This window comes from Micromonospora coxensis, assembly GCF_900090295.1.
Taxonomy (GTDB): Bacteria; Actinomycetota; Actinomycetes; order Mycobacteriales; family Micromonosporaceae; genus Micromonospora; species Micromonospora coxensis.
In genome coordinates this window covers 5498170-5510678 of sequence record NZ_LT607753.1, presented here as the reverse complement: position 1 = coordinate 5510678, position 12509 = coordinate 5498170, and the positions used below count along the sequence as shown (strand labels likewise).

Annotated in this window: 9 protein-coding genes and 1 pseudogene; 5 read left to right on the top strand and 5 right to left on the bottom strand. The window is 75.4% G+C overall.

What is annotated here, in order from left to right; all coding sequences use genetic code 11:
• Positions 1 to 12: 12 nt before the first annotated feature.
• Positions 13 to 1053: an App1 family protein gene (locus GA0070614_RS25140; RefSeq protein WP_088978268.1), complete on the bottom strand. Its 1041-nt coding sequence runs from the start codon at positions 1051 to 1053 to the stop codon at positions 13 to 15.
• A gap of 116 nt (positions 1054 to 1169) precedes the next feature.
• On the opposite strand from GA0070614_RS25140, the gene GA0070614_RS25135 reads away from it, so the two are divergent.
• The 4 genes from GA0070614_RS25135 to GA0070614_RS25120 all read left to right on the top strand — a co-directional run bounded on the left by GA0070614_RS25135 (position 1170) and on the right by GA0070614_RS25120 (position 5390).
• Positions 1170 to 2777: an ArnT family glycosyltransferase gene (locus GA0070614_RS25135; protein WP_088978267.1), complete on the top strand. Its 1608-nt coding sequence runs from the start codon at positions 1170 to 1172 to the stop codon at positions 2775 to 2777.
• A 22-nt stretch (positions 2778 to 2799) separates the two neighbouring features.
• Positions 2800 to 3597 (top strand): peroxide stress protein YaaA, encoded by a 798-nt coding sequence (yaaA, locus tag GA0070614_RS25130; protein ID WP_088978266.1) that lies wholly within the window; start codon positions 2800 to 2802, stop codon positions 3595 to 3597.
• Between the two features lie 99 nt (positions 3598 to 3696).
• A complete protein-coding gene (locus GA0070614_RS25125) occupies positions 3697 to 4356 on the top strand; it encodes a hypothetical protein (protein ID WP_088978265.1) in 660 nt (219 codons plus the stop codon).
• Positions 4357 to 4427: 71 nt separating this feature from the next.
• Positions 4428 to 5390: a TAXI family TRAP transporter solute-binding subunit gene (locus GA0070614_RS25120; protein ID WP_408630710.1), complete on the top strand. Its 963-nt coding sequence runs from the start codon at positions 4428 to 4430 to the stop codon at positions 5388 to 5390.
• A gap of 124 nt (positions 5391 to 5514) precedes the next feature.
• On the opposite strand, the pseudogene GA0070614_RS25115 reads toward GA0070614_RS25120, so the two are convergent.
• Positions 5515 to 6918 (bottom strand): annotated as a pseudogene (locus tag GA0070614_RS25115) (sensor histidine kinase); the annotation flags it as partial.
• 10 nt (positions 6919 to 6928) lie between these two features.
• Positions 6929 to 7585: a response regulator transcription factor gene (locus GA0070614_RS25110; RefSeq protein ID WP_088978263.1), complete on the bottom strand. Its 657-nt coding sequence runs from the start codon at positions 7583 to 7585 to the stop codon at positions 6929 to 6931.
• 146 nt (positions 7586 to 7731) lie between these two features.
• On the opposite strand from GA0070614_RS25110, the gene GA0070614_RS25105 reads away from it, so the two are divergent.
• Entirely contained in the window at positions 7732 to 8070 is a 339-nt protein-coding gene (locus GA0070614_RS25105; RefSeq protein WP_088978262.1) for a DUF952 domain-containing protein, read from the top strand.
• A gap of 64 nt (positions 8071 to 8134) precedes the next feature.
• Here the strand turns inward: GA0070614_RS25105 and GA0070614_RS25100 are convergent, their stop codons facing one another.
• Positions 8135 to 9898: a CDP-glycerol glycerophosphotransferase family protein gene (locus GA0070614_RS25100; RefSeq protein ID WP_088978261.1), complete on the bottom strand. Its 1764-nt coding sequence runs from the start codon at positions 9896 to 9898 to the stop codon at positions 8135 to 8137.
• A 402-nt stretch (positions 9899 to 10300) separates the two neighbouring features.
• Positions 10301 to 12466: a DUF6077 domain-containing protein gene (locus GA0070614_RS25095; protein WP_088978260.1), complete on the bottom strand. Its 2166-nt coding sequence runs from the start codon at positions 12464 to 12466 to the stop codon at positions 10301 to 10303.
• Between the last annotated feature and the right edge of the window lie 43 nt (positions 12467 to 12509).

Below are 12509 nucleotides of genomic sequence, written 5' to 3'. Positions count from 1 at the left end.
TCGGGTCGTACCTCAGACCAGGCCCGCGTCCCGCATCAGCTTCCACAGTCCGGCGCCGTCCGGCGCGGAGAGCCACTTCTGCCCCACCGGCCCGGTCGAGGACTGCCCGGCCGGGGCGGGCAGGCCACCCGCGAGCACCGACTGGGTGGGCGAGAGGCGGCGGATCGCCACCCCGGCGACGTTCTCCGGGTGGGCGGCGGCGAACTCGCGGTAGATCTCCTGGTCGTGCTGCCCGTCGTCGCCGATCAGCAGCCAGCGGACCTCCGGGAACTCCTTCGCCAGCCGGGCCAGGGTGGCCCGCTTGTGCTCCCGGCCGCTGCGGAACCACCGGTCGGCCGTCGGCCCCCAGTCGGTGAGCAGCAGCGGACCGGCCGGGTAGAGGTGCCGGGACAGGAACCGGGTCAGCGTCGGCGCGACGTTCCACGCGCCGGTGGACAGGTAGAAGACCGGGGCGCCCGGATGGGCGGTGGCCAGCCGCTCGTAGAGCACCGCCATGCCGGGCACCGCCGCGCGGGCGTGCTCGTCGAGGACGAACGTGTTCCACGCGGCCAGCAGGGGCCGGGGCAGCGCGGTCACCATGACCGTGTCGTCGATGTCGGAGAGGATGCCGAACCGGACGTCCGGGTCGAGGACGCGGACCAGGGCCTCCGCCGGTTCGGCGTCGGCGACGCTGAGGCGTACCGAGGACCAGCCGGGGGTGAAGTCGCCCTCGATGACGGTGTCGACGAAGCCGCTGCGGTCGGCCTGGGCCTCGTGGACCACGCCGCCCGCCTCGATCGTCACGGTGACGTGCTTGGCCGGCAGGGTGGTGAAGCTGCGCCAGCCGCGTACCTTCTCCAGCCGGCCGCGCTGCCGGGTGTCCGGGCGGCCGAGCAGCACCCGGCACAGCACCCGGGCCCAACCGGGCGCGCCGTATCCGGCGTACGCGATGATGTTCATCTGCCACCCGGTGCGCCGCAGCCGGCGCTCCACCAGCTGGTGCACGGCGTCCTCGATCCGCGCTGCCCGGTGCAGGTTCGGTACGGCCAGCTGGCCTGCGGGAGTGGGTGGCACAGAGCAACCCTGCCACACCCCGGCGGAACCGGCCACGCGAGGAGTCGTGGGATCGACCACGGGTGCCCGGTGCGGCGTGAAACACTCCGGTCCAGACGGCGACGGGGGCGTTGGTCGTGTCGACACCTGCACCGCAGCACCGCGCGCGGCTCGACCCGCCCGCGCTGGTCGCGCTGCTGCTCGGCCTGGCCGGGGTGGGCTACCGGCTGGTCCTGACCCTGCTCACCGTCCCCAACGGCAACAGCGACGAGGCCACCTTCGGGCTGGCCGCGTTGCACATCGCCGACGGCCGGGAACGGCCGGTCTTCCTGTACGGGCAGCACTACATGGGGATGGCGGAGTCGTACCTGGCCGCCCCGCTGGTGGCGCTGGCCGGGCCGAGCTGGCCGGTGCTGCGGCTGCCCCTGCTGGCGCTCTACGCCCTGTTCCTCTGGCTGTCGTACCGGCTGACCCGCCGGCTCTTCTCACCGTGGCTCGCCGCCTTCGTGGTGGGCCTGCTCGCCCTGGGCACCGAGCGGGTGGTGCGCGACCAGCTCACCGTGGTCGGCGGGCGGCCCGAGGTGAAACCGGCGGTGCTGGCGATGCTGCTGATCGCGGTGGGGTTGGCCGAGCGCCGGGTGGCCCACCGCCGGGCCGCGATCGGCCTGGCCGGGCTGCTCGCCGGGTTCGCCCTCTGGTCGGACTGGCTGATCGTGCCGTACCTGGCGGTGGCGGGGCTGCTGCTGCTCTACGCGACCCGGCGGGAGCTGCTCGGCTGGTCCGGGCTGCTGCTGGTGGCCGGCTTCGTGGTGGGGGCCGCGCCGATGATCTGGGACAATCTGCGCGCGCCGCCCGGCGAGGACTCGCTGTCGGTGCTGCGGGAGATCAGCGCCGGGGCCGGTCCGGCGCCGCCGTGGTCGCAGCGCCTCGGCGGTGGGCTGCTGGAGGGGGTGCCGCTGGCCTCCGGGCTCTGCCCGGTGACCGGCTGCGCCCGCTGGCAGGAGTGGTTCGGCCTGCTGTACCCGGTGCTGCTGGTGGCCGCCGCGCTGCTCGCGCTGCTCGCGTACCGCCGCGCGGCGGGCCGGCCGACCGCCGAGCGGGTCCGGCCGGTCGCGCAGCTCACCCTGGTCGCCGGCGCGGCGCTGACCCTGATCGCGTACGTGCGCAGCCCGCTCGCCGCGACCGACCCGCTGGGCAACGCCCGCTACCTGTCGGTGCTGCAGATCTCGCTGCCGGCGGTGCTCTGGCCGCTCTGGGTGGCGGCCGTGGCCTGCTGGCGGGGCACGGTCGGGGCCCTCGGGCGGCTGGCCGGGGCGGCCGCCACCGCCGTGCTCGCCGGGCTCGCCGCCACCGCCGTGGTGGCCACCGGGCTCTTCGTCACCGGCCTCGACGCGACCCGCGCCGACCAGCGCCGGGCCGTGGAGCTGGCCGCCGCCGTCCGGGCCACCGGCCTGCGCGAGGTGTACGGGGACTACTGGACCTGCAACCGGCTCACCTTCGACACCGGCGAGCGGGTGATCTGCGCGGTGCTCGACGACGCCCTCACCCCCGGGCAGAACCGCTACCGGCCGTACTGGCAGCAGGTGGGGCGGGCGGAGCGCCCCGGGTACGTGCTGCCGGTGGGCTCCCCGGCGGAGCGCCGGCTGCGCCGGTTGCTCGGTGCCGGCGCGGACGCCGCCCGGCTGGTCGAGGTGGCCGGGTATCGCGTGTACCACCCGCCGAGCGCCGTGCGGCCGTGGCGCTGAGACCGGCCCGTACGCTGCCCTCGTGCTCATCCTGCTGCCACCCTCCGAGGGCAAGGCCGACGCCGGCGCCGGCCGTCGGCTCGACCTCGCCAGGCTCTCCCTGCCCGAGCTGAACCCCGCCCGGGAGGAGGTGCTGGCCGCGCTGATGGCGCTCAGCGCCGGCGGTGACGAGGCGGCGGCGCTGGACGCGCTCGGGCTCAGCGCCGGCCAGCGGGGCGAGCTGGCCCGCAACGCGCGGCTGGACCGGGCCGCCACCGCACCGGCCGGGCAGGTCTACACCGGGGTGCTCTACGAGGCGCTGGACCTGGCCACGCTGCCCGCCCCGGCGCTGCGGGCGGCCCGCCGCTCGGTGCTGATCAGCTCCGGCCTGTGGGGCGCGGTACGCCTCGCCGACCGCATCCCGCCGTACCGCTGCCCGATCGGGGCGCGGCTGCCGCGGGTGGGCGCGCTGTCGGCGTACTGGCGGCGGGCGCTTGCCCCGGCGATGGACGCGGCGGCCGGCGACGGCCTGGTGCTGGACCTGCGCTCCGGCGCGTACGCCGCCACCTGGACGCCCCGGGGCGAGCGGGCCGGGCGGACGGTGACCGTGCGGGTGCTGCACGAGCGGGAGAGTGACGGCCGGGTGACCCGGACCGTGGTCAGCCACTTCAACAAGGCCACCAAGGGCCGGCTGGTGCGCGACCTGCTGCTGGCCGGGGCTCGGCCGCGCAGCGCCGCCGGACTGGTCACCGCGCTGCGTGACCTCACGTACACGGTCGAGGAGCAGCCGGCGACGCCCGGCCGGCCCCGGCAGCTCGACGTGGTGGTGACCGCGCTGTAGGCCAGCCGCAAGATTTCCTCAAGGCTCGGCCGGATCAGTGGAACCGGGCCGGCCGGCGGGTGACGGTATGGGGACCCCGAGCCGACGAAGGAGCGGTCGATGCCCCCGCACACCACCCTGCTCGACCGGCCCCGCCTGTCGTCGCCCCCGCCGCCGATGGACTGGCTGACCCTGGGCGACGCGTTCGAGGTGGCCTGTCTGGTCCGCTGCACGCCCCCGCCCGCCGCCGGTCACGGCCCGGCCGAGCCGTACCGGCCGGTGGCGGAGTTCAACCGGCCGGAGGCCGCGCTGCGGCTGCGGCAGTTGCTGACCCGGCTCGACGTGCCGGTGGAGCACGAGGTGGTCAGTGGTGGCCTGCGTCGCCGCTACGAGCTGCACCGGCTGCACGTGCCCGGCGAGCACCGGGCGACGTACGCCGAGCTGTGCGAGTCGGGGTGGCGGCGGGGCCGCCGCGAGCTGCTGGGCGGCCCGGTGCCCGGCGCGTCGAGCGCCCGGGCGGCCTGGCGGTGCCGGCTCGCCGCGGCGGCCTGGCGTTCCGCGCTGCTCGCCGGTGGGCGGCACGTACGCCGGCACATCCTCGGCGTCCGGCTCACCGACCGGGAACTGGCCGCCGTGCTGGTGCGCGGGGCCGCGCTGCTGGAGGTGCCCGCCCTGCTGCGCCCGGGGGCCGGCTGCTTCGTGGTGAGCGTCGCCGACGGCCCGGACCGCCGCAAGATCATGGATCGCGCCGCCCTGGCCCCCGCCCGCCCGATCGCCTGAGCCGGCACTCCACGGCCCCGGAGCCGGTCCGAGGTTGCGCCGGGGGCGGTGCACGGCGCAGAGTGCTGCCCGTGAGCCGATGCTGGTCCGCCCCCGGCCGGCGGCGCGTCGCCGCCCCGTCCGCGCTGTTGATGCTGCTGGTCCTGGCGGCGGCCGGGCTCGCCGGCTGCCGCGAGTCCCCCGCCGAGCCGGTGGTGATCCGGATCGCCACCGGCAGCCCGACCGCGGTGTACCACGCGTTCGGGCAGTCGCTGGCCGCCATCCTCAACCGTGAGCTGCCCGGCGTGCGGGCCAGCGTGGTGGTCACCGCGGCCTCGGCGGAGAACATGCGCCTGGTCGGCGCCGGTCAGGCCGAGCTGGGCTTCACCCAGGCCGACGTGCTGCCCACCGGCCCGGCGTCGCGGCCGTCGGTCCTCGCGGTGGCCCGGGTCTACGACGACCTGCTGCACCTGGTCACCACCGCCGGCGGACCCGTGCGGACGGTCGCCGACCTGCGCGGTCGTCGGGTCTCGGTGGGCGCGCCCGGCTCCGGCACCGAGGTCACCGCGACCCGGCTGCTGGAGGTGGCCCGGCTCGGCGGCGACCGGGTGCGCCAGCAGCACCTCGGCCTCGACGACTCGGTCGCGGCGCTGCGCGAGGGCCGCATCGACGCGTTCTTCTTCTCCGGCGGCCTGCCGGTGGGCGCGGTGGACGGGCTGGCCGACGACTCGGCCACCCGGATCGTCGACCTCGGCGAGTGGACCGAGCCGCTGCGGCGCAGCTACCGCGAGGTGTACGTGTCGCGGGACATCCCCCGCTCGGTGTACGAGGTGGACCCGGTGACCACGGTGGCGAACCCGAACTACCTGACCGTCCGCGCCGACCTGCCGGACCGGTTGGTGCGGGAGGTGACCCGGCTGCTGATGGAACGCCGGGCGGAGCTGGCGGCGGCGCACCCCGCCGCCGGGCGGATGAGCCCCCGCTCGGCGATCGCCACCGCGCCGCTGCCGCTGCACCCGGGTGCCGCGCAGTGGTACCGCTCGGTCAAGCCCTGACGGCGCCGTCCCCGCCCGCTCGCGTGGCCGGGACGACCACCCCGGCCGCCGCCGTCCCCGTCCGGTCCGGATCGTCGCCGTCGGCCGGCGTCGTACCGACCGGGGCGGCGTCGGACGGCGGCGGGCCGGCGGAGACGGCCGGTCCGGCGTCCGCCGTGCCGGCGCCGGGGGCCGGGAACCACACCTCGGCGACCAGGCCACGCGGGTCGCCCGCGCGCATGGTGAGCCGCCCGTCCGAGGCGTCGACCAGCACCGCCACGATGGTCAGCCCCAGCCCGGCCCCCTCGACGTTCTGCGCGTCCGGCGCCCGCCAGAACCGCTCGGTGGCCTGGTCGAGCTGGTCCGGGGTCATGCCGGGGCCGGTGTCGCGCACCTGGAGGGCGGTGCCGCCGTCGACCTGCCGGACGGTCACCGTCACCTCGCCCTGGTCGCCGCTGAACTTGACCGCGTTGTCGATCAGCGCGTCGAGGGCCTGGTCGACGGCGGTGGGCACGGTCCGGGCGTACGCCGGGCCGTCGGCGTGCAGCCGGAGCGTCACCGCGCGGTGCCGGGCCAGTGGCTGCCACGCGGCGACCCGGGAGGCGGCGAGCGCCGCCGCGTCGACGGTGACCCGTTCGTTCTCCTCCCGCTCGGCGCGGGCCAGGGTGAGCAGCGCGTCGAGCACCAGGGCCAGCCGGTCGGTCTCCTCCAACGCCAGCCGGTGCTCGGCCCGGCCCTCCGGGTCGGTCAGGCTCAACCCCAGCTCCTCCACCCGCAGCCGCAGCGCGGTCAGCGGGTTGCGCAGCTGGTGGCTGGCGTGCGCCACGAAGGCGCGCTGCCGGTCCATCACGTCGGAGACCACGTCGGCCATGTGGTTGAAGCTGGCCGCGAGCCGGCGCAGCTCGGGCGGGCCGAGCTGGTGCTGCACCCGCGCGCCCCGGTCCCCCTCGGCGATCTCGTGGGTGACCGCGTCCAGCTCGGTCACCGGGCGCAGCACCCAGCCGGCCAGCCCGAACGCGGTGGAGACGCAGGCCAGCACGGCGATCAGCCCGATGACGGCCAGCAGCAGCCACCAGGCCGTGACGGTGCGCCGGACCTTGTCCGCCGGGGTGGCGGTGACCACCGCGCCGAGCACCTCACCGCCGTCGTTGATCGGCACCGCCACCACCAACGGCCCGTCCACCCACGGCCAGACCGACTCGGGGGCGCTGAACTGCTGGCCGGCCAGGGCGGTCTCCAACGCCGCCTCGGTGCCCGGGCCGGTCCGCCAGGCCGGCGACACCACGACGGTGCGCCCGTCCCGGTCGACCACGGCCGCGCCGATGCCGTACAGCTCGTCGTAGGCGGCGAGTTCACCGCTGAGCGGGCCGGGCACGTTGCCGCGCAGCGCCGGACCGGCCAACGAGGCGAACCGGGTCGCGTCGGCGAGCCGGTCGGCGCGGACCCGGTCGGTCTCCCGCGAGGCGAGGGTCGCCGCGAGCGGCGTCTCCAACGCCATGAGCACCAGCACCATCAGCAGCAGGTAGCTGATGACCAGTCGACGGCGCACCGGGGGCCCCTCACTCGCCGCGGAGCCGGTAGCCGACCCCGCGGACCGTCTCCACCAGGCGCGGGTCGCCCAGCTTGCCGCGCAGCGAGCCGACGTGCACCTCGACGGTGTGCCGGTCGGCCCAGGTCGTCCCCCAGACGTCGAGCAGGATCCGGTCGCGGGGCACCGCGACGCCGGGTTGGCGGGCCAGGGAGAGCAGGATGTCGAACTCCTTGCGGGTCAGCGCCACCGCCCGTCCGTCGACGGTGACCGTACGGGCGGCGGCGTCGATGCGCACCGGCCCGGCCTCGATCAGGCTCCGCGCCGGCACGGTGTGCGCCGCCCGGCGCAGCACCGCCTCTATCCGCGCCTGCAGCTCGACCATGGAGAACGGCTTCACCACGTAGTCGTCGGCGCCGAGGCGCAGCCCGAGGACGCGGTCCCGTTCCTCGCCCCGGGCGGTCACCGCGATGATGCCGAGCTGTGGACTGCGCCGGCGCAGCTCCCGGCAGACGTCGGTGCCGTCGCCGTCGGGCAGGGTCAGGTCCAGCAGCACCAGGTCGCACGGGGCGGCGGAGAGGGCGGCGGCGACGGTGGCGGCGTGCTCGACCTCGTACCCGCGCCGGGTCAGCGCCGAGGAGAGGGCGGCGGCCACCCGTCGGTCGTCCTCGACCAGCAGGATGCGCACCGGTGACTCCCTTTCGTCGTACGGATGACGTGCGAATGGTGGCAGAAGAGCGCGAGCGGCGGGAGGCCCGGCCCGGCGCGGACGCCCGGCGGGGGCGGATCGGGCGAGCCGGCCCGGACGTCGGGGACGGATCGTAGGCTGCCGTCATGATCTACAAGCTGGTGCCGATCGCGGACTGGGCCCGGGTGGCGACCGGGCACGAGGTGCCGCCGTCGGCCCTGGACCGCCAGGACGGGTTCGTCCACCTGTCGGCGCGCGACCAGATCGTGGAGACCGCGCGACGGCACTACGCGGGCGCCACCGGGCTGGTCCTGCTCGCCGTCGACCCCGAGCGTCTCGGTGACGACCTGCGCTGGGAGCCGTCCCGGGGCGGCGCGCTCTTTCCCCACCTGTACGGGTCGCTGCCGGTCGAGGCGGTCGTCGGGGCGCACGAGCTGCCGGCCGACGTGCCGGTCGCGGACGCGGTCGCCGACCTGCTCGGCTGACCGGCCGACGCGCGCGGGCCCGGGACGACGCGGTGTCGTCCCGGGCCCGCCACGGTGCCGTGGGTCAGCGGCAGAGCCGCGCGATCTCCTCCTGGAAGCGTTCCATCGGGTTCGCCTCGGCCGGGCCGAGCAGGTACGTCTTCAGCTCGCGCCGGGCCTCGGTCATCGGGTCGTCGCCGGCCCGGGTCAGCGCGAGGATCTTCTCCAGCTCGCCGCAGTCCACCGAGAGCAGGTACGCCGCCCGCGAGGTGGGGAAGTCCCGCCGGAACTCGTCCTCCGGCAGGCCGCTCGGGTTGGCCACCACGTACGGCCGCTGGCTCTGCACGAAGTCGGACACGACGCTGGAGACGTCGCTGATCAGCAGGTCGGTCTGGTTGAAGCAGTCGAACAGGGCCGGGACGCGGCCGGTGACCACCCGGTGGCCGGGCCCGTCGAGGGTGGTCGCCTCGGTATCGCCGCCGGCCGCCCGGATCAGCGCCACCAGCCGCTCGTGCACGGCCTTGGCCTGCTTGGACCGGGAGCCGGTCAGCGGGTGCGGCTTGTAGATCAGCCGTATCGCCGGCGAGGTGGTGAGCAGGCCCTTGACGATCCGCTCCCCCATCAGCACCAGCGAGGTGTGGTACGGGTCGTCGTCCAGCCAGCCCTCCCAGGTGGGGGCGTACAGGACGGTGAACGGCCGCTGGACGGACTCCGCGCCGAAGGTGTGCACGCCGGCGAGCTGCGGGCGTCCGATCTCGACGATGTCCTCGTCGCGGACGCCCACCCCGGCGCGGGCGTAGCGCTCCCGCCCGGCCAGGCCGGCGACCCACACCTCGTCGTAGACCTTGCTGTACGGGTTGACGCTGGCCTGCTTGTCGCTGTCGCCGTGGCCGACGAAGACGTGCTTCATGCCCGGCTCGCGCAGCATGTGGATGTTCGCCCCGACGTTGGCGGCGTAGAGGGCGGTGCGGACGCTGCCCAGCTCCAGGTTCATGAAGTCCACGCCGGCCGGTACGCAGATGACCGGCAGCCGGGTGTCGGCCAGCTCCAGGAACGCCTCCTTGCTGCGCATCAGCACGACGGCCCGCTGCTGGAGCGCCTCCGTCGGAGCGAGCCACATGTTGGCCTGGTAGACGTCCTTGGCGGGGCCGGCGAAGTAGAGCGCCACCTCGGGGCGGTAGCTGTCGAGCCAGCGCTGCACCTGGGTCAGCAGCTGGTCCTTGTCGGCGCCGGTGCCCCGGCCGCGCAGCCAGGTCAGCACGATGATCGCGCCGACCACCGCCGCGACGGCGACCGCGACCGCACCGACGGCCAGGACCGGGGCGACGTCCTCCTGGACGGCCGACACCACGGCGGCCGGGATGAGCAGCACGTTGATCACGGCCATCCGCACACCGGCGTTCTCCGACGCCCACCGCGGGGGGCGCGGGGCGGACCGGACCGGGCCCAGCTCGATGTTGCGCACCAGCGCGGAGAGCGGGTTACGCCGGTCGATCATCGTGTTCAGCGCGCCGCCGAAGACCGCGGCCACCCAGACCGCCGCGGGCAGGAGCAGCAGCCAGGTCAGCTCGACCGAGGTGAGCGGCACCGTGGCGGCGACCAGCAGCACGGTGGCGAGGTCGCGGCTGAGCTGCCGGTAGCCGCTGTTGAGGCCGACCTTCTCCAGCAGCAGGTCCGACTGCGGCGACCACCGGGTGAGGGCGTACTCGCCGACGACGGCGGCCAGCCCGGCCACGGCGAAGACGGGCACCCAGCCGAAGGTGCCCGCGAGGAGCATGACCAGGTAGGACAGCACCAGCAGCGCGCCGCGGGCGGCCGTGCCGATGCGTCCAGTCAACGTGCCGAACAACGAGTACGCTCCCTACGAGATCGATGACGGGCCGGGCCCGTGGTCCTCACGTCATCACCCGACGCGTGTGCACGCGTGGCGGCCGGTCCGCCCGGCCATCACGCCCAGTGACCGTCGCGGGAGCGGGCGGATCCGCCGGCGCCGTAGGCCGACCGGACGGACTCGTCCCATGGTTGAACTCCCACATCACAGTCTGTCACGGCGGCGGCCCGAGCCCTACCGGCCACCCGCAGCACCTGCGACCTTAACGTGAGTGGACATCGAGGCGACGGGTGGGTATCGGCGTCGTTTACGGGCCAAACCGCGCGGGTCCACCATCGACGACGACACGTCGCGTCGCGCGGACCCGGGCCGGGCACGGCCGGGCGCGGTGGGCGCGCCCGGGCCGTGCCGCCGTGGCCGTCAGTTGCCGCCCGTCGCCTGACCGGCGGTGGGGGCGCGGTAGCAGATCATGCCGCCGGGCGACTTGCGGGAGGCGAACCGCTCCAGCTTCAACTCCGGTACGGCCGCCGCGGTGAGCTTGTTGACCCGCCACAGGCAGACCGTGCCCACGCCCACCCGACGCATGGCGGCCGCCACCTCGTCCACCGGGACCGGCTCCTGGCCGTCGGCGAACGTGGCCAGCAGCAGCCGGTCCTTGGCGAACTGGGTGTCCAGGCCGTAGTCGGTCAGGTAGAGGTCGCGGGCCAGCACCACGCGGACCCGGCTGGTGACCTGCGGCATGGCCCGCATGACCGACGAGGGGGCGAGGACCAGCCCTTCGGGACGGTCCTGCCGGACGATCCAGAAGGTGACGTTCTTGCGCACCTCCGGCATCCGCCAGCTCGGCTCGGGCTGGTACACGTCGGCCGACCACATCGGGGTGCCCGCCGTGACGAAGACGGCGACCAGCGCGCCGGGGAGGGCGACGGCGAGGGCCCGGTTCGGCCACTTCAGCCGGGGCAGGCAGAGCGTGGCCAGGACGCCGACGAGCACCGGCAGCGGCACGATCCAGGGCACCCGCCACAGCACGGCCCCCAGCCCGGTCAGGTCGCTGGCGACCGAGATCACCCCCGGCAGCAGCAGGACGGTCACCGCCAGCGCGGCGCCGGCGGCCAGCAGCCGGGGCGCGCCACGACGCAGCAGCAGGGGCGACCACCACAGGGCCAGGCCACCGACGACGCCGAGGATGCCCAGCCACAGCGAGAGCATCCAGACGAGCTGCGGCTCGCGCCACTCGGCGTACGTGGCGACGGCCTGGTCGATCCCGCTGGTGGTGAGCCGGGTGACGATGCCGGAGCCCAGCGGGTAGACCGACGCGGCGGCGAAGCAGAGCAGCGCGTCGCGGAGCCGCCGGGTGACGACGAGGATCGCGAAGGCCGCGGCGGCCGCCAGCAGCGGCAGCAGGATGACCGCGGTGGTGGTCAACCCGACGGCGCCGACGGAGAGCAGCGCGAGCAGCACCAGGGCGCGTCGGGAACGGGTCTCCAGGTAGTCGGTCAGGTACACCCAGGCCAGCGGCACCAGCGCGTGCAGGAAGACGCTCTTGCCCTGGGTCAGCCGGGGCAGGTGGTAGGTGTTGTAGGCGTCCGGGTGCCCGGCCACGAACACGATGTACGTCGCCGCCACGGCGAAGACGAGCAGCGCCCGGCGCGGCGCCCAGCGTTGGCAGATCCGCCACAGCGCGAAGGCCACGCCGACGGCCAGCAGCGGGAGCATCAGGTACCACGTCGCCGACGCGGCGTGCACGCCCAGGGCGCGGGCCAGCGCCCCGATGAACACCTCGAACGAGGGGATCGGCGGGTTCGCCGAGCCGGCCGGCAGGACCCCCTCGGTGAGCAGGAAGTCCCGGTAGGGGATCTCGTCGCGCTCGGCCACCCAGACCGACTTGCCGACGTAGAAGACGTCGTCGAGGGAGACCCGGGCGATCCGGGTCGAGTAGTAGGCCGCGGCCAGCGCGGCGGCGATGACCACCAGCGCCTGCACCGGGGTGGTCGCCGGCCCGGGCGTGTCGGTCGGGACGGCCGGGGCCGACGGCGTACGCGAGCCGCCCCGGAGCCGGATCGACGGCCACGCCGAGACGATCGCGACCAGCCCGAGGACGATCGCCGCCGCCCAGCGCGCCGTGCCGCTGCCGTACGCGGCGAGCAGCACCCCGGCGAGCCCCGCGCCGACCGGGAGGGCGTAGCGGCGCAGCAGCGGTCCCCAGCCGGTGGTGCTCGACTCCCCGGCCGGGTCCGCGTCGGCGGCGTCGGCGGTGTCGGCGGCGTCGGGGTGCGGCGCTCCGCCGGCACGACGTACGCCGAGCCACCACGCCACGCCCGCCGCGATCACCGACGTGACGACCCAGGCGGCGAAGACCACGGACGGCCGCAGGTCGAGGACGAGGTTGAGGTGGTACAGCAGTGTCCAGAGCGCGAACGCGACCACCCCGGCGTCGGTCACCAGCACGGGGATCGCGGCCAGCAGGGACCGCAGCCGTGCCGCGATCGACCTCGGCCCGGTGGTGTCGCTGCGCCCGGCCGTCGGCCGGCTGTCCCGAGGACCCGAGCCGGGGGGCGCGACGGCGACGTGTTCGACGTGGGGCACGGAACGTCCTTGTCGTCGTACGGATGAAGATGCAGGGAATTGT

Bases quoted from the DNA above. Each gene is read 5' to 3' on its own strand.
- GA0070614_RS25125 (WP_088978265.1), top strand. From the start codon at position 3,697: ATGCCCCCGCACACCACCCTGCTCGACCGGCCCCGCCTGTCGTCGCCC.
- GA0070614_RS25105 (WP_088978262.1), top strand. From the start codon at position 7,732: ATGATCTACAAGCTGGTGCCGATCGCGGACTGGGCCCGGGTGGCGACC.